Here is a 15,418-nt window from a genome sequence, read left to right as displayed (position 1 = left end):
TTTTACTGTGGTTTTTTATTATGGTTATACAAATAGACAAGCCAACTATGGATATGCCATGTCAAATAATTTTTATCATGCTGAGATTAAGGATGAGTTATCAAATGAAGATGTAGAAAAACTAAGGTCTATTGAAGATATCGAATTAATTGGAAAAATGTCACTTAATCCAGATAATGCTAAATATAATAATGATTTACTTGTCATTAATTATCAGGATGAAGCAATAAATGAAATGAGAGAGTATTCAAGACTTCAAGAAGGTAGATTTGCTGAAAATGAAGATGAAATTGTAGTATCTGAGAGCCTTGCAAAGAAAAATAGTATTAATTTAGGTGATGAAATAAAACTTGAAATAGGTAATAGGTTTATAGATGGGGAAAAAATAGGTCCTACTAGTGCAAATACTGATAAGGAGATGTTTAAAAAAGATTCTACTAAATCTTTTACTGTAGTAGGAGTTTACGGAGACGTTTATAACAAATATAGTAAATTAAATTTTGCTTTAGGATTACAAGAAAAGATGTCATCCTTTAAAACATATTTAAAGTTTGATTCATTTGAAAAATCTTATAAAAATAAAGAAAATATTCAGGAAGATATAAATAATAAACTTGGTAGGGATGTAGAACTAAAATTTTCTGATGGATTGATATATTATTACGGTATCGAAAGAGATGCTTTACAAAACATTATGAGTAAAGCGGTTATCGTATTATCTATCTTCGGATGTATAGCCGTCTTTGTATTTTTTATAAAAAATATCTTTTGGGTTTGGGGTCTTCGAAAAATTAAAGAGCTGTCTATATATAAATCTATAGGGTCAACTAATGGTCAAATATATTTGATGCTTTTAAAAGAAGGTTTAATTATATCAGCCATTCCAATACTTTTAGGTCACATAGCAGGTTATTCCTTTATATATTATTTGTATAGTAATATACAAAAAGGTGATGGAGTAAGTGCCTTTGAAGTAGTAAGATTTAATCCATTATTAAGTTTAGCCATACTATTTGTTTCTTTTATAATTGTTTCCTTGGCTATAAAATCTCCTTCAAAAAAGATTTCTAAAATCAACATTATAGATGGTATTAGAGGAAATATAGATTTTTCCAAGTATAAGAAAAAGAAGAAGCAGAACTTATGGCAAGAACTAAGAATTAACAACTTAGCTTCAATAAAATCACAAAGATTTATTTCAGCTATTGGAATTCTAATCATTTCAGTATTTGTAATTGTAATAGGAATTTCAAATTATCTTAGAGACTATTCGTATTATGATAATGGATATAACTTTTCTGTAGATTATTATAGTGATAAGGATGAAGTGCCATCGGTACTAAAAGAGATTGATGAAAAAATCTCTAATGAAAAATCCTATATTTCTAAACAAAAATATGTAATAGTTGAAAATAATAAAAATTTTTCAAAAGAAGCTAGGAATGCAAGCCTAGATAAAGAGGCTGAAAAAAATATTGAAAAATATAATGCGAAGGGAATGAATGGATTTTTAATAGCCTTAGAAGAAGAAGACTTAAAAGAGCTTGGAGGAAATAAAGGAGAATTTCTACTTTATAATATGATCCAAGAAGATTCTTCCATACCTATATCTAAGGCAAAGAAAATTCCATATTTTGAAAATCCAACAAGTCTTGACATAAGTATTGGAGATAATTACCAAAAAAGTATTAAGGTTTCAAAGTCAATAAATGATTTGGGGAAAATTAAGTCTAGAACGATGCCCTTCGATGTGAAGATTTACACCGACTTTGATACATTTTTCAATCTGATGGAAGAAGCAGGCGATGAAAAATATAGAAATTATCCTTATACTTTGAATATGAAAGTAAATGACTCTGAAGCAAAAGATACACAAGATTATGTGGAAACCTTAATTAGGGGACAAATTTTACCTGAAGATAGATTTAATATTACTGTAGGGGAAGAGCTAGAAAAAAAAGAATTTGAGAGTCTACAAGACCTAATGAAAATTGTGCTAGGTATAGGATTAATAATATTGGTTTTAAATATTACAAATGGATATTCATCTATAAATCTAAGCTTGATGAGTAGAAGAAAAGAAATAGGAAGCTTTTATTCTTGTGGAATGGATTTGGATGAACTCAAAAGAGTTTATGAAAAAGAATATTTAAATGAACAGATAAAATCATTGCTTATAGTTATATTAACTAGTATAGGTGTAATGTTTATAATTTCTATATTCTCATCGAGATTGACTTTTTTAAATTTACTAAAATATTATGATTACAAAATTTTCCTAGGGTTTTCGATAATAGTATATTGTATAAATTTGTTAATCTACCACTTCTCTTTAAAGAGAATATTAGACAGACCGACGATAGATTTAATTCGAACAATATAATTTCAAAGGAAGAGAATAGTATGAAGAAAAATATCAGTAAAAATTTTTTTTTACTTGGACTCGTAATATTTCTGATCTCCTACCTACTGCCAATAGACATCTTTGAAAGCTATACCAGTCTAAGACCAACTGGACTCACATCAATGTTTGTCTGCCCAATTATTGGACTAATAGGTTTAATATTTGGGGTAAAGGAAAAGGACAGATTATTTATGGGGTTAAATGTCCTTTTGATCTTATTACTTCCTATAGCGATGTTTGTAGGTCATGTCATAGGTGTATAATTAAATCAGGATTCTAGGCTATATTTTAATGATGGAGGGTAACAAAGGAAATGATAGAAAAAGTAATTTTAGAAACAAAGAACTTAACAAAAAAATATAAACACAATACTGCACTTAATAATATTAATTTAAAATTAGAAAAAGGTAAAGTTTATGGTTTTATTGGTAAAAATGGTGCAGGTAAGACCACATTTATAAGGATTATTACAGGACTAGCTTTTCTAACTAGTGGAGAATTATCACTTTTTGGAAACTCAAGAGAAAAAGAACTACAAGAAGCTAGAAGAAAGATAGGAGCATTAGTTGAAGGCCCTTCCTTATATCCTTTTATGAGTGCTAAAGAGAATCTAAAGGCTCAACAGATTCAATTAGGAAAAGAAGATGAACGTGAGATAGATGAACTTTTAGATCTTGTTGGACTTAGCGGTGTTGGAAATAAAAAAGCACGTAACTTCTCTTTGGGAATGAAGCAAAGACTTGGAATAGCCATGTCCCTTATAGGAAATCCTGACTTTCTTATTTGGGATGAGCCGATAAACGGTCTAGACCCTGAGGGAATAAAAGAAATTAGAATCCTTATAGATGACCTAAATAAAAATAAAGGTAAGACTTTCTTAATTTCAAGTCATATTTTAGGAGAGCTTGAGAATACTGCGACAGATTTCATTTTAATAGATGAAGGAAACATCATAGAAGAAATATCTAAAGACGAACTTTTAAATAAAAGAAAAGATTATATTTATATAGTTACTAGCGATAACAGTAGGACAATCAGCATATTAAAAGATAAATTTCCTGATGTAGGCATAAATATAGAGGGAGAACGTATATTAATAGAAAACTTCAGTGAGAATATTGAGGATTTATCTATCTTGCTTACTGAAAATCAAATCAACATAAGAGAAATGCGTAGCGAAAAAGAATCACTAGAAAACTATGTATTTGCAAAGATAAGGCCATAGTTATGAAGGATATACTAAAATCAGAATTTTATCAAATAAGAAAAGATAAAAAAAACCTATTTATTTTGATTGTATCCTTAATTATAAGCTCTGTTTTACTACTAGATAGAGATATTAAGGATGGGGCAGAAGCTTTATATCAAACTCTCTACAATACATCTCTAGTTTTTATAGTTGTGAATGTGTTTATTTCTTTATATATTGGTGATAATTTTTCTGAAAGACAAATTAATAGATATATTGTGTCAGGCCATAAGAGAAAAGATGTAGTATTTGCCCAGAGTGCTATCTCTATATTTTTCTCTAATTTGATTTTAATATTACAACCGCTTATTGTAACTATTATCTATACATCAATAAAGAGCTGGGGTCAAATGTACTCTTTATCACAAGGGATAACTATTATATTAATGAGTATTTTATTAAATAGTGCTTCTATAAGTGTAATCATGTTCTTAGCAATTTTATTAAAAAAACCAGGCACGATACTAGTAGCTTCAACTGCCTTGTATTTTTTAACAATATTTTTGTTAAATTCACAAAAGGCTTTAAGTTTTGCGCATATACTCCCACTAGGACAAGCAAGGCTCCTAATAGAAAATACAACAGGAAATATTGAAGCCTTATTAGTTGCTATAAGTTATTTATTAATATTTAATATCTTGACAGAAAGATATTTTGAAGAATGTGATTTGAAATAGGAGGATAAAATGAAAAACTTGATTAAAAAAGACCTATATCAAATAAAACATAATAAAATTATACTCATCTCCTTTTTATCCATTATACTAATGGGGGTTTTTGGTGCGGAGAGCTATATTTTAGACTTAAAAAGTAGTAAAGATGCCATAGGAATATTTGATGCTATGGTATTTGACTCCACAATAATAGTGATTTTAGCAACACTTATAACATCAGCATTATTGGGAATAGAATTTAAAAATAGAACTATAAATAACGATATCTATTTTGGAAACATTCGAAAAGATATATTTATCTCTAAAATCATAAGTTGCCTAATCATTTATAATTTACTCATCATAACTTTTCCTTTAGCAGGATGTATACGAATGATTCCAAAACTTGGATTTTCCATTAGTATGACAGGAGGGATAGCTCACATAATAAAGATAATTCTCTACTCCATTCTGTTAAATAGCGCCATGTTCTCTGTGTGTATATTTATTTCTTTTTTGTGTAGGGACATAGGAAAGACATTAAGTTTGTCAGCAACATATATTTTAGCATTTTCCTTATTAATGGCTTATGGAAAACCAGAAGGCTTATTTGATAAAGTGAAGATATTAAACTTTATTCCACTAATAGAAATCAGATATGTTCTTTATGAGAATTTAAGTGCTAATAATCATATTATGATTATTATTAGTGCTTTGACAATCTTCATATTTTTTACTATGCTGGCGAGTCATGCTTTTAAGAAAGTAGATTTGAAATAGAATTAAAATTTTGAAATTAGTTTTAGTCTAATACCAAATTTTATCCATATCGATTACTCAAGCCATGCGAAAAGATTGGTACTTCTTGAGACTAAATAATAAAGTATAATAGGAATAAAAAAAGATAGAATTAAAAGAAATAATAAAAGAGAACATTAAAAATGCCATCACAGGTGACGGAGGTAGGCAGATAGAAGAAATAGACAAAGAAATGCTGGCGGTTCAAGAAGAGCTTTTAATAGTAGCTAATGCCAAGAAAGACTACACAGACCTTGCAGACAAAGTGGAAGAGCTAAGGAATGAGAAAGAAAAGATACTCCTAACTATGGCAGAAGAGAAGAATGAACAAAGCAGGCTAAAGGAATTAGAAGAGTTTTTAGACAATCAAGAATCAGAAATAGAAAGCTATGATGAAGATTTAGTAAGGAAACTTATAGAGAAGATTATAGTTTATGATGAAAGTCTTAAAGTGATATTTAAATCAGGACTTGAAGTTGAAATAGAAAATTGACAAGTATTAAAAGTAAATATACAATAAAAATAACAGTACCCGACACGCTTCTTAGTATGAAGCGGACCTAGTCGGGTCTTTTGATTTTACTTAATAGACTTAATATAATTGGTATAATATTATCATAAGCAATTGAGGATAATCGTGATCAAATAAAAAAATAAGTAGTTAAGTTAATAACTACTTATTAGGAAATCCTGAAATTGCAAATATGGCATCAATTGATACACTAGTAAATTTATCTTCATATTTATTTTTGATGGAGCTAATTGATGAGATTAAAGATTGATATTCTTTTTCGGGAATAACTAGTTTAAGGACCAATATTAAATCATGTAAATTTTTGCCAGTATAATTTTCATCGAAAAACTTTTCAAAAATAGCAGTTTGACCAGCTTTATTCAATGAGAATGAATACATGACTTCATCATGGGCACAAACATTTCTGAAAAAATTACAGATTTTAATTATATCTATAAGTTCAGTCTTACTAATTTTTTCTTTAGACTGGTAACTCTCTTTATATCTCTCACCAAAATCTTTAGCAATTTTATTTTGAAGAGATTCATCTAGGGAATTATAAAAATAAGATATATTTCCTAAAGTAAGGAAATTTACAAGAACCCAAAGAGGGATGTGGTCATGCTTTTTTATATAATGCTTAATAGGTTTCTTGCCATTTGAATTTTTATTTTCTCTACTTATGGCATTGGATAATGTCCCTATATTTTTCAAAACATAATTTAGCTGATGCTTTGATGCAGAATAATTTTCAATTTGTAAGTAAGGATATAGTCCATCTCTGTATAAGTCTGAAAAATGATAAGCACAGGATGTTTTTAGAAGTTTCTCAAAACGGAGCAGAGAAGAAAAAATCACTTCTTTTAATTCACGATCCATTTCATGAAGAGCATAAATTTCTTCAAAACTACTACCAGCTTTATATACATCTTCTACCTCATTAGAAGATGTATTGTCTAAAAATGGAGTTTTATAGCCATTGATAAGGTTATAATAATTAACTTGTGATAAAATAATCTTAGCATATTCTGGATTATTAATGTCTAAACCTCTATTTGAGAGTATTTCAATTTGTTCATCATAAATTTTAAACGGTTTACTCATATGCGCACCTCATAAAAAAACGCCCCGCCACGTATGGCAAGGGCTTGTTCCTTACTTATATTATAGCAGAAAGTTCTATTAATTCAAGGTCTTACAGAAATAAAATTGGTAAGCATGGAAACTATAAAGATATCTAGAAAGGTTTATAATTAATTAGTGGACATATTTCCACATACGAGGATTTTGAAAATTTTCAAATTTTATTCATACTGACCACTCAAGCCACTGTGAGACGATTGCATTGTTGGCAAGAAAATAGAGTAAAAGCTTAAAAAAGAAAAGAGGGCAGGCGAACTATAACTCATGGAAACCTGGCCATATAAAGATCAGAAAGCAACGTCGGTGTTCACTATAGTCTCATTGAAAAATTAATAAAAGACTTAGGCTGGATATATATTATTCGAGAAATTGCTTTCGATCGATGGAGGTAGTTCAGACGGTAAAAACTTGGAAGGTATGAGTTTTACAGTAGCTCCCTTCAGTCAAGGCTTAAAGATATGTCGTCTTCTACCAAGGAACTCATGAACTACTCCTTGAAAAAAATTCTAAGGAGAAATGGACAGTATCATTGATAGAATAATGGCTCTTGATAGGGTTATAAGGTGTGACAATGATACGAATTAATCCGTTTATGGATAATAGGGATTGATGGTATTCTAACCTTGGCCTAATATCAATAGGAGGCTTATATGAAAAGGTTAAATACTCCTTTTGGGGATATATCTATAAAAATTAATGATAAAGAAATAAGCTATGAATATAAAAAATGTACGAATGATAGAAGTTGTCCAAATTTATTAGGCCGGTACTTAATAGAAATTACATCTAAACCAACGGGTAAAGAATATAGTATTACTTGTGAAATTACGACGAATCAATTCTTAAAATCAGAAATAGAAAGTGGAGAGATGCTAGAATGTATAGGTTTTTATGGAGAAGAAAGAAGAAAGTTATCCATAGGAGCTTATGGGGAATGTTGGGGTTACGTAGAAGGCAGGCCAATGGAAACAAGAAATGATTACGATATAGAATATAAACCTGATGGCTTGTCTTATCTGGTATTAAAAGAAACTAGAACAGATAAATATTATTTTGCAATCTCATGGATTGACGATGTAGGATACGAAGATCCTATATCTAGTGATGAGCATGATAGAGGTGTAGAGACTTGGTTTGGATCAGACCCAACGATGTTAATTTGATTTAACAGCATTAAAAAAACTAGACACTATTTTCATATGTTTTTAGTAGGTAGAGTATTAACATTTTAAATTTAGTATTCACCCTAAAAGGTACGAGTAAATCGAGGGAAAGACGGGGAGAAGATATCTTCACCGTCTTTTTTTTACTAGGAAGAACAACGGGGGCTTAATATAAAAATTGGAAGAAGTTCCTAAAAAAGTAAGACCAACAGAAAGACCAATGACTACACCCTTGTTTCTATTAAGGGTTGTAGAATTAGGTCTTTCTGTTTCTGATTTATCCCTATTAACAATTGGACTTGTAAATGATATGTTCACAGAAAAGAATAACGATGAATATAAAAACAAAGAAATAGCTACACAAGAAGACTTTGATAAGTTTTAAGTCATCACGAATGATATTGACAAACTATAATTATTGTTTTACAATAATATTCAAAGATAATTATCGTTTTACAATAATTCAATGGGGAGGATCATAATGAGAAAAAGGTTTTTAATAATATCTATTCTTCTTGCTTTTTCTATAGTTTTAACTTCTTGTATTCCAAATACTATGACAGAACAAACGAGAAGTAAAAAAGAAGAAAAGATTGAAATATTTGATTCTAACAATAAAAAAATTGTTGAAACAGAAGAACAAGAAGTTTTAGACTACTTTGGCAATTTAACAGGAATGAGCGTAGAAAATATTAATGATAAAAACTTCGACAATTATTTTAAAGAAATACCAGATGATGCAATAGAGTCTTACCACTTCATGTTAACCAGCAAGAGAAAAGATAAGAAAGCTACAGAGATAGATTTTTATATTTATGAAAACTATCCATATATTACAATGGTAGGAATGCCCATGATTCCATCTTCATTAACTTGGGAACTTTCTAAAGAAGATTTAAATGACCTGAAAGATAAAGTACAAGAATTGAAAGATGCGAATGATAAAAGATAATGCGAAAGTGCTAAGGAAAAGTTATGAAGAGTTTTATTTTCAAAATAGCGATTATATTATCTAAGATTTTAAGATATATTTCATATTTGGGAGCAGGCTTCACATTGCTTGGGAGTATATTAACTCTAATTTTCAAAGATGATGTAATACATTTAGTAGAATCTCAACAATTTAATTTACAAGAAGTTTCTCTTTCTTTTATTATTTATTCATGTTTAAGTGCCGTTATGATATTCATTGTTGCTGGTTTCTCATTGGATAAATTTGAGAAGATCTTAGTGAATTTAGAGAAGAAAGATTATTTTTCAGACTTAAACTCAAAATATTCGAAAAACATTTTAATAGCTATTTTAATTTTGACAATATGCCAAATTATTTCTAAGCTAGTTTTCAATTATTTTAAAGTTGACAATGTTAGCGGTGTTTTTAATTTAACTATTAAGGACTATTTAACGAATATAATTTTGATGGTTATAGCATTTTCATCAATGATGATATTTAATTCAGGAAAATCCTTAAAAGAAGATTCGGAAAGTATAATTTGAAAATGAAGGATCAAATAATTATAAATCTAGATCAAGTCTTAAAAAAGAAAAATATGACATCGAAAGAGCTTGCAGCAAGGATAGGGATAACCGAAGCAAATTTATCAATATTAAAAACAGGAAAGGCCAAAGGTATTAGATTTAATACTTTAGCGAGCATCTGTAAGGAGCTTGATTGTCAACCAGGTGATTTACTTGAGTATGATAATGAAGAAGAACGATAATGAAGTTAATATGCAACATATAATGACAACGTGCTGACTATACACGAACATAATCATATAGGAGATGAGGAAATGGCCACAACAAATTTGAATATAAGAACAGATAAAGAAATAAAAGAAGCAGCAGAAAAATCTACTCCAGTTTAGGCTTAAATATGACGACAATCATTAATATATTTTTAAGGGCGAGTATTAGAGAAAGCGGCATTCCTTTTGATTTAAAATTTAACGTTCCAAGTGATGAAACCATAAAAGCGATTGAAGAAGGAAGAAAGATAGCTAAAGATACGAATGTGACATCCTATGATAATATGGATGACTTGAGGAAAGCTCTTGAAGTATAAAATAAAGTTTACGACGAGATTTAAAAAGGATTAAAAGCAGGCTGAAAAAGCAAGGAAAAGACATTGAAAAGCTGTTTCATATTATTGAGAAAATAGCAAAAGACGAAGTTCTTGATGAAAAATATAGAGATTATTAGCAAAAGAGAGATGTTATGAAAAGAGTATCTATATTTATTTTATTAGCTTTGGCCCTGGTGGCCTGTGGTCCCAAAAAGACCAAAGACCCGGCCCAAGCACTGGCCCAAGACTTTGCCAAGCTCTACCTGGCCCAGCTGGACATTAAGGAAGAGGACTGGAGGCAGTTGGAGGAAGATCTTAGCCAGGCAGGTCAGGTTCTTAGACTGGATAGTGACTTAGAAGCCAGCCAAGAAGCGATCCAGGGTCTGCCCGCCCTCTATGACCCCTTTAAGGAAGTCATGACCCAGGAGGCACTGGAGACGATGGTGGCCAATGGGGACTACCCCTACTTCCCCCTAAGAGAGACGACCTTGGACCGGGTGGTTCTGGTTTCTGTTACAAGAGTGGATCCGGATGATAATAGATACGACCTGGTCTTTGTCACCAAGAAGGGGGACCGGGAGACCCGGCACGTCCTCAGGGCCACTATTGGCGAAAAAATTTCCTATTTGGAAAGCCCCAGCCAGATCTTTGACATGTGAGGGTAAGTAAAAAGGCTGCTAGCATTACACGAACGAAAAATCCAATGTTAAGAATATGTTAAATCTAACTGTGATTATCCGGCTGAATAGGGTAGAGAAATAGAAGGTATTGAAAAAGCCGGAGAAATATTGATTACAGCTGTGCGTGTTTTCCTAAGAAAGTGGGACATAGTTTTGCAATTAGCAAGTTTCATTTTCTTTTCAAAAATTTCCTTTTCTTCTTTAGTTAGTTTTATTTCTATTCTTTCATTTCTAAATCTATTTGCCATTTATTCTCCTTTATAAAATATATTTTGGGGTCTTAGGGTTCTCCCTAACAAGGTAAAAATTAAAAAAATAGAGCATTCCGTAAAGGTCTGCTCCATTAATTTTTTCGTAAGTGTCCGTACACTTACTGTGCTTGCTACAAAAGTCAAGCAAGCATTAAGCATTTTTCTAAAATTGTAAATATATTATACCATAAAATTCAAGAGAAATGAGAAAACACAATTGACAAAGTGTCAGTTGCGTGATATCTTTTAAATAGGAGGGATGAAATGCGAGATGTGAAAGAACCGGAAATACGACGTGCTGAAATTATGGATGCTGCAATGATACTCTTTATGGAGAAGGGATATACTAATACAACAACTCAGGATATAGTTGATAAAGTAAATATATCAAGAGGGTTGTTATATTATCACTTTAAGAATAAAGAGGATATCTTATATTGTCTTGTGGAACAATATTCAGATAAATTATTGAAAGATATTCATGTTATTGTCTATGATGAAGATAAAACCGCCATAGAAAAAATCAGATCTTTTATAGATGTCACAATTATATCTTCGGAAAATATTTCAGCAGAGGGTACAGTGCTACAAAAAACTGTTGACCTTAAAGAAAATCAATATATGATAGATAAGTTATCTCATAAACTTGTCGAAAAACTAACAATATATTTTGAAAAGATTATAAATCAAGGAATAACAGAAAAAGTTTTTTCTGTAAAATATCCATTAGAAACAGCAGAATTTCTTATGACAGCTTATGTTTTTGTTTCAAATAACATAAGTATAAGATATCTAAAGAAAGAACCTGTTAATAGTTACTTAAATGCATTTAAGGTAATGCTTGAACAAAGCTTAAATACGAAAAAGCTCTTTAGTAATTAAAAAAAGAATAGAATGTTTGCAAGGAGAATAATATGCCGATAGCTACTGCTAAACAAGTTATCGGTTTTATTTCAAGGAATAACTGACAAATTGTCAATGGAGGTGGAAATTATGTTAGAGATAAAGAATTTTAGTAAATTCTATGGGAACAAAAAGGCTGTTGAAAACTTATCCATTTCAGTACAGTCTGGAGATATTTATGGATTCATTGGTGCAAATGGAGCCGGAAAAACTACAACGATAAAAGCGGTAGTTGGGATTCATGATTTTGAGAATGGAAGTATAACGATTGATGGGCATTCCATTAAAGAGGAGCCTGTTTTTTGTAAAAAAATGATGGCATATATTCCGGATAATCCGGATTTATATGAACATATGACGGGATTTCAGTACATAAATTTTATTGCAGATTTATTTGAAGTTTCTACTGAGATACGCAGAGAAAGAATTCAGAGATACGGTGATTTATTTGAAATGACGAAAAATCTTTCGGGGATAATATCTTCGTATTCACATGGCATGAAGCAAAGAACGGCGATTATTTCTGCACTGGTGCATTCTCCAAAGTTACTAATTTTAGATGAACCTTTTGTTGGACTTGATCCGAAAGCAACTTTTCTTCTAAAGAAAATAATGCACGAATGTGTATCAGATGGAGGAGTTATTTTCTTTTCAACACATGTATTGGATGTTGCAGAAAAATTGTGTAATAAAATTGCAATTATAAAAAATGGAAAGTTAATTGCGAGCGGAAATACAGAAGAAATCAAAGGCAATAAATCTTTGGAAACTTTTTTCATGGAGGTGCAGGATAATGAGCAAAATTTGGATATTAATTAGAGCACAATTGATAAATTTCTTTCCGATCAACGAAATGAAAGAGCCGGGAAATAAAAAACAAAGTTCAATTGTTATTGCAAGTTTTGGAATAATAACTCTTGCTATATTTTTCTTTGTTTATAATATCATAACAGCCAAAACATTGGTACAAGTGGGACAGCAGGAGTTGATACCAGCATATATGGTATCGGTATCAAGCTTTGCAATATTATTTTTGACAATATTTTATTCGAATGGGATTTTATTTGGCAGTCGTGATATGGAAAATCTTTTGTCATTGCCTGTAAAAAGTTCAGATATTATAAGCAGCAAGTTTATGTTTATGTATTTATTGAATTTTTCAATAGGATTGATGTTTATGCTTCCGGGAGGAATTGTTTGGGTGTTAAACGGAAGTTTAAATGTATTACAGATTATATTGTATTTTACTTCCATAATTTTTGTTCCGTTGATACCTATGTGTATAGCAGCATGTATGGGAATCGTTATTGTTGTTGCTTCATCTTTCTTTAAGAGAAAAAATGTTATTGCTTTAATTTTTTCATTTGCAATGATAGGGATAATTGGATATATTGCAGTGTCAGCTATGAAATCAGGTAATGAAAATAGTATTGGGATTATGCTTTCTAAGCAAATTACCGGATTGTACCCACTATCTAAGCTATTTATGGAATACTATAATTTTCCAATGTACATTGGAGTAGGATTATTTATTGTTCTCTCAATAGTATTTTTTTATATATTTGCCAAAATGGTTTCATTGAAGTATGGATTGCTTAATACTCTTGCTAAAACAACAACAAGATATTCCGACAACAAAAATTCAAATAATAGAAAATCAGTATTTTTTGCCCTATATAAAAAAGAAATGGGACGGTTTCTAAACTCATATATGGCAGTGTTGAATGCAGGTCTTGGTGTAATACTTTTATGTATTTTTAGTATATTTCTTCTTTTTAATTCTTTACAACAAATAGGGGAATATTCGGGAATCGAAAATATTAATGAATATCTTTCGAATTTTGCTCCAATGTGTATTGCTTCAATGTTTTTACTTAGTTGTCCGGCAGCGTTTTCCATATCTTTAGAAGGTAAAAATGTTTGGATTTTGCAAAGTTCTCCTATTAGGGTAAAAACGATTTTGAATTCTAAGATTGCAGTAAATCTTACGCTTCATTTAATTGGATATATTATTTCTGTGTTTATATTTTTGGTAAAGCTTGATATGGATATTATTCAAACTATCAGCTTAATAATTGTTCCTATTTGTTATTCCATTTTTATAACAGTGATTGGAATTTCTTTGAATAAAAAATTCCCTAACTTTGAATGGGAAAGTGAGATGATGATAGTAAAACAGAGTATGCCTGTTATTGTATCTGCAATTATTGGAATGGCTGCATTAGTTATACCAATTCTTTTCCATTGGTTTTTGCATTTTTCTATAGTACCTACATTATTGGGAGTAGCACTTATTTTGCTCGTTATTGCGGGTGGCGTTTATATAAAAACTTGTAGATTAAATTTTTAGTTTAAGGAGGAGATGTTCTATGAAAAAAATTATTAAAAGATATAATGGTGTTTATTTCAATATTAAGTTTATTTACAATATTTCAGGAATAAAAGATGATAGATTTAGTTAGAATATTTGATTCCCTATCAAATCCCATTAGAATGGATATTTTATTAATTATTTCTAATAAAAATTTAACTGCTGGAGAAATAGCAAGTCATTTTAAATTAGAAAAAGCAACTATATCTTATCATCTATCTTTATTAAAAAAGAGTAAATTAATTATCGACAGTAGATATAAAAATTATATCTATTATTCAATTAATAGGGATACATTTGTAGAAGTTATAAGGTGGTTAGATAAATTTTAGGAAAATAGAAAGCTATTGACAAATAGAAAGGAGATTTGCCATGAAAAAAAGATTTTTGAAAGATGTATTAGTGCTGATAGGAATGATGTTTGTAACATTTATTATTTGCATATTTCTTCCAGAGAAAATTCCTGTTCATTTCAATGCAAAAGGAACCCCTGATATGTTTGCTAATAAATATTATCTTCTATTCGCTACAGTTATTCCATACTCTGCATATTGGAAATTTGTACGAGGAAGGAAAAATAAAAACGAATGAAAATATATCCATATTTACAAATTGCATCAGTGTTAAGAGCGACTATTTTAAGAGGAGATTATGCTCCGGGACAACGGATGCCGCCTATAAGAGCTTTAGCACAGAGGGAGGGATGTAATCCTGCAACAGTTCAAAAAGCGTTAAAAGTTCTTGAGAAGCAGGGTTTTATTGTTAGTCGAGGAAGTAAAGGATATTTTGTTATTGAAAGTGAACAGAAAATAATTGAGTTAAGAAATCAGGATTTGAACACGCTAACAAAAATGTTTTTGGAAAAACTGTATGAGTTAGGATATTCGAATGCTGAGATTGTCAAATTATTTGATAGAATAGACACTTAAAAAAATCAATTATGCAAGAAGGAGATAGAGATTTTGGCTATTTAGATTATAGATAAAACGGAGGAAATAAACATGGAGAAATCTAAGCATATAGTTTTAAAAATACCAAAAAAACAAAAAACTTCCCTTTTTTATAATCTTTATAGCAGATTATTGTTTCATATGCAAACTGAAACAATCAAGTGCAGTTAGTAAAATACTTTTAATTTTCTGTTTTAGAGGACTTCGTATGCCTAAGTGTAGAAGTCCTCCTTTTTTTTGCCCTTGAATTGTCAAGTCAAGTGCAACTCTACTG

At 30.2% G+C, this 15,418-nt stretch carries 19 protein-coding genes and 2 pseudogenes; 19 read left to right on the top strand and 2 right to left on the bottom strand.

The window, feature by feature from the left end; translation table 11 throughout:
• From HMPREF1863_RS05700 to HMPREF1863_RS05675, 6 genes are all read left to right on the top strand, one after another.
• Positions 1-2,383 (top strand): ABC transporter permease (locus tag HMPREF1863_RS05700; RefSeq protein WP_068368409.1); only part of this gene is annotated, 2,383 nt, incomplete at its 5' end.
• Positions 2,384-2,403: 20 nt separating this feature from the next.
• The gene (locus HMPREF1863_RS05695) at positions 2,404-2,667 is read left to right on the top strand and encodes a hypothetical protein (protein ID WP_068368406.1); all 264 of its coding nucleotides are present in this window, start codon (positions 2,404-2,406) and stop codon (positions 2,665-2,667) included.
• 50 nt (positions 2,668-2,717) lie between these two features.
• The gene (locus HMPREF1863_RS05690) at positions 2,718-3,629 is read left to right on the top strand and encodes an ABC transporter ATP-binding protein (protein ID WP_068368402.1); all 912 of its coding nucleotides are present in this window, start codon (positions 2,718-2,720) and stop codon (positions 3,627-3,629) included.
• A gap of 2 nt (positions 3,630-3,631) precedes the next feature.
• Positions 3,632-4,330, top strand: a complete 699-nt coding sequence (locus HMPREF1863_RS05685; RefSeq protein WP_068368399.1) for a hypothetical protein — start codon at positions 3,632-3,634, stop codon at positions 4,328-4,330.
• A gap of 9 nt (positions 4,331-4,339) precedes the next feature.
• Positions 4,340-5,086 carry an ABC transporter permease gene (locus HMPREF1863_RS05680; protein ID WP_068368396.1) on the top strand — a complete coding sequence of 249 codons (747 nt, stop codon included), beginning with the start codon at positions 4,340-4,342 and terminating at the stop codon, positions 5,084-5,086.
• Between the two features lie 211 nt (positions 5,087-5,297).
• Complete coding sequence (locus HMPREF1863_RS05675; protein ID WP_068368393.1) at positions 5,298-5,597, top strand: hypothetical protein; 300 nt, start codon at positions 5,298-5,300, stop codon at positions 5,595-5,597.
• 180 nt (positions 5,598-5,777) lie between these two features.
• Here HMPREF1863_RS05675 and HMPREF1863_RS05670 read toward each other — a convergent pair whose 3' ends face one another.
• Entirely contained in the window at positions 5,778-6,722 is a 945-nt protein-coding gene (locus tag HMPREF1863_RS05670; protein ID WP_068368390.1) for an Abi family protein, read from the bottom strand.
• A gap of 689 nt (positions 6,723-7,411) precedes the next feature.
• Here HMPREF1863_RS05670 and HMPREF1863_RS05665 point away from each other — a divergent pair.
• From HMPREF1863_RS05665 to HMPREF1863_RS05640, 7 genes and pseudogenes are all read left to right on the top strand, one after another.
• Entirely contained in the window at positions 7,412-7,924 is a 513-nt protein-coding gene (locus HMPREF1863_RS05665; RefSeq protein WP_068368387.1) for a hypothetical protein, read from the top strand.
• A 178-nt stretch (positions 7,925-8,102) separates the two neighbouring features.
• Positions 8,103-8,309, top strand: a complete 207-nt coding sequence (locus HMPREF1863_RS09120; protein ID WP_157065093.1) for a hypothetical protein — start codon at positions 8,103-8,105, stop codon at positions 8,307-8,309.
• Between the two features lie 96 nt (positions 8,310-8,405).
• Entirely contained in the window at positions 8,406-8,876 is a 471-nt protein-coding gene (locus HMPREF1863_RS05660) for a hypothetical protein (protein WP_068368384.1), read from the top strand.
• A gap of 23 nt (positions 8,877-8,899) precedes the next feature.
• Positions 8,900-9,421, top strand: coding sequence for a DUF2975 domain-containing protein (locus HMPREF1863_RS05655; RefSeq protein WP_068368380.1), 522 nt, complete (start codon positions 8,900-8,902; stop codon positions 9,419-9,421).
• 2 nt (positions 9,422-9,423) lie between these two features.
• On the top strand, positions 9,424-9,645 hold the full coding sequence (locus HMPREF1863_RS05650; RefSeq protein WP_068368378.1) for a helix-turn-helix domain-containing protein: 222 nt from the start codon (positions 9,424-9,426) through the stop codon (positions 9,643-9,645).
• Between the two features lie 72 nt (positions 9,646-9,717).
• Positions 9,718-9,989: pseudogene (locus HMPREF1863_RS05645) on the top strand (type II toxin-antitoxin system RelB/DinJ family antitoxin).
• A 152-nt stretch (positions 9,990-10,141) separates the two neighbouring features.
• Positions 10,142-10,648: a hypothetical protein gene (locus HMPREF1863_RS05640; RefSeq protein ID WP_068368375.1), complete on the top strand. Its 507-nt coding sequence runs from the start codon at positions 10,142-10,144 to the stop codon at positions 10,646-10,648.
• Between the two features lie 149 nt (positions 10,649-10,797).
• On the opposite strand, the pseudogene HMPREF1863_RS09240 reads toward HMPREF1863_RS05640, so the two are convergent.
• A pseudogene (locus tag HMPREF1863_RS09240) lies at positions 10,798-10,917 on the bottom strand (plasmid mobilization protein); the annotation flags it as partial.
• Positions 10,918-11,184: 267 nt separating this feature from the next.
• Between HMPREF1863_RS09240 and HMPREF1863_RS05630 the strand changes: the two are divergent.
• The 6 genes from HMPREF1863_RS05630 to HMPREF1863_RS05605 all read left to right on the top strand — a co-directional run bounded on the left by HMPREF1863_RS05630 (position 11,185) and on the right by HMPREF1863_RS05605 (position 15,123).
• Positions 11,185-11,802, top strand: a complete 618-nt coding sequence (locus HMPREF1863_RS05630) for a TetR/AcrR family transcriptional regulator (protein WP_068368372.1) — start codon at positions 11,185-11,187, stop codon at positions 11,800-11,802.
• 111 nt (positions 11,803-11,913) lie between these two features.
• On the top strand, positions 11,914-12,642 hold the full coding sequence (locus tag HMPREF1863_RS05625) for an ABC transporter ATP-binding protein (protein WP_068368369.1): 729 nt from the start codon (positions 11,914-11,916) through the stop codon (positions 12,640-12,642).
• Positions 12,617-14,173 carry a hypothetical protein gene (locus tag HMPREF1863_RS05620; protein WP_068368366.1) on the top strand — a complete coding sequence of 519 codons (1,557 nt, stop codon included), beginning with the start codon at positions 12,617-12,619 and terminating at the stop codon, positions 14,171-14,173. The genes HMPREF1863_RS05625 and HMPREF1863_RS05620 overlap by 26 nt, the downstream gene beginning before the upstream one ends.
• Positions 14,174-14,268: 95 nt before the next feature.
• Positions 14,269-14,526, top strand: a complete 258-nt coding sequence (locus HMPREF1863_RS05615; RefSeq protein WP_068368363.1) for a metalloregulator ArsR/SmtB family transcription factor — start codon at positions 14,269-14,271, stop codon at positions 14,524-14,526.
• 40 nt (positions 14,527-14,566) lie between these two features.
• Positions 14,567-14,785 carry a DUF1648 domain-containing protein gene (locus HMPREF1863_RS05610; protein WP_068368361.1) on the top strand — a complete coding sequence of 73 codons (219 nt, stop codon included), beginning with the start codon at positions 14,567-14,569 and terminating at the stop codon, positions 14,783-14,785.
• Positions 14,782-15,123 (top strand): GntR family transcriptional regulator, encoded by a 342-nt coding sequence (locus tag HMPREF1863_RS05605; RefSeq protein ID WP_068368359.1) that lies wholly within the window; start codon positions 14,782-14,784, stop codon positions 15,121-15,123. The genes HMPREF1863_RS05610 and HMPREF1863_RS05605 overlap by 4 nt, the downstream gene beginning before the upstream one ends.
• Positions 15,124-15,418: the final 295 nt, after the last annotated feature.

Source organism: Aedoeadaptatus coxii, assembly GCF_001553115.1.
Taxonomy (GTDB): domain Bacteria; phylum Bacillota; class Clostridia; order Tissierellales; family Peptoniphilaceae; genus Aedoeadaptatus; species Aedoeadaptatus coxii.
This window is presented reverse-complemented; position numbering and strand designations above follow the sequence as displayed.

Bases quoted from the DNA above. Each gene is read 5' to 3' on its own strand.
- HMPREF1863_RS05695 (WP_068368406.1), top strand. From the start codon at position 2,404: ATGAAGAAAAATATCAGTAAAAATTTTTTTTTACTTGGACTCGTAATA.
- HMPREF1863_RS05690 (WP_068368402.1), top strand. From the start codon at position 2,718: ATGATAGAAAAAGTAATTTTAGAAACAAAGAACTTAACAAAAAAATAT.
- HMPREF1863_RS05685 (WP_068368399.1), top strand. From the start codon at position 3,632: ATGAAGGATATACTAAAATCAGAATTTTATCAAATAAGAAAAGATAAA.
- HMPREF1863_RS05680 (WP_068368396.1), top strand. From the start codon at position 4,340: ATGAAAAACTTGATTAAAAAAGACCTATATCAAATAAAACATAATAAA.
- HMPREF1863_RS05675 (WP_068368393.1), top strand. From the start codon at position 5,298: ATGCTGGCGGTTCAAGAAGAGCTTTTAATAGTAGCTAATGCCAAGAAA.
- HMPREF1863_RS05670 (WP_068368390.1), bottom strand. From the start codon at position 6,722: ATGAGTAAACCGTTTAAAATTTATGATGAACAAATTGAAATACTCTCA.
- HMPREF1863_RS05665 (WP_068368387.1), top strand. From the start codon at position 7,412: ATGAAAAGGTTAAATACTCCTTTTGGGGATATATCTATAAAAATTAAT.
- HMPREF1863_RS05660 (WP_068368384.1), top strand. From the start codon at position 8,406: ATGAGAAAAAGGTTTTTAATAATATCTATTCTTCTTGCTTTTTCTATA.
- HMPREF1863_RS05655 (WP_068368380.1), top strand. From the start codon at position 8,900: ATGAAGAGTTTTATTTTCAAAATAGCGATTATATTATCTAAGATTTTA.
- HMPREF1863_RS05650 (WP_068368378.1), top strand. From the start codon at position 9,424: ATGAAGGATCAAATAATTATAAATCTAGATCAAGTCTTAAAAAAGAAA.
- HMPREF1863_RS05640 (WP_068368375.1), top strand. From the start codon at position 10,142: ATGAAAAGAGTATCTATATTTATTTTATTAGCTTTGGCCCTGGTGGCC.
- HMPREF1863_RS05630 (WP_068368372.1), top strand. From the start codon at position 11,185: ATGCGAGATGTGAAAGAACCGGAAATACGACGTGCTGAAATTATGGAT.
- HMPREF1863_RS05625 (WP_068368369.1), top strand. From the start codon at position 11,914: ATGTTAGAGATAAAGAATTTTAGTAAATTCTATGGGAACAAAAAGGCT.
- HMPREF1863_RS05620 (WP_068368366.1), top strand. From the start codon at position 12,617: ATGAGCAAAATTTGGATATTAATTAGAGCACAATTGATAAATTTCTTT.
- HMPREF1863_RS05615 (WP_068368363.1), top strand. From the start codon at position 14,269: ATGATAGATTTAGTTAGAATATTTGATTCCCTATCAAATCCCATTAGA.
- HMPREF1863_RS05610 (WP_068368361.1), top strand. From the start codon at position 14,567: ATGAAAAAAAGATTTTTGAAAGATGTATTAGTGCTGATAGGAATGATG.
- HMPREF1863_RS05605 (WP_068368359.1), top strand. From the start codon at position 14,782: ATGAAAATATATCCATATTTACAAATTGCATCAGTGTTAAGAGCGACT.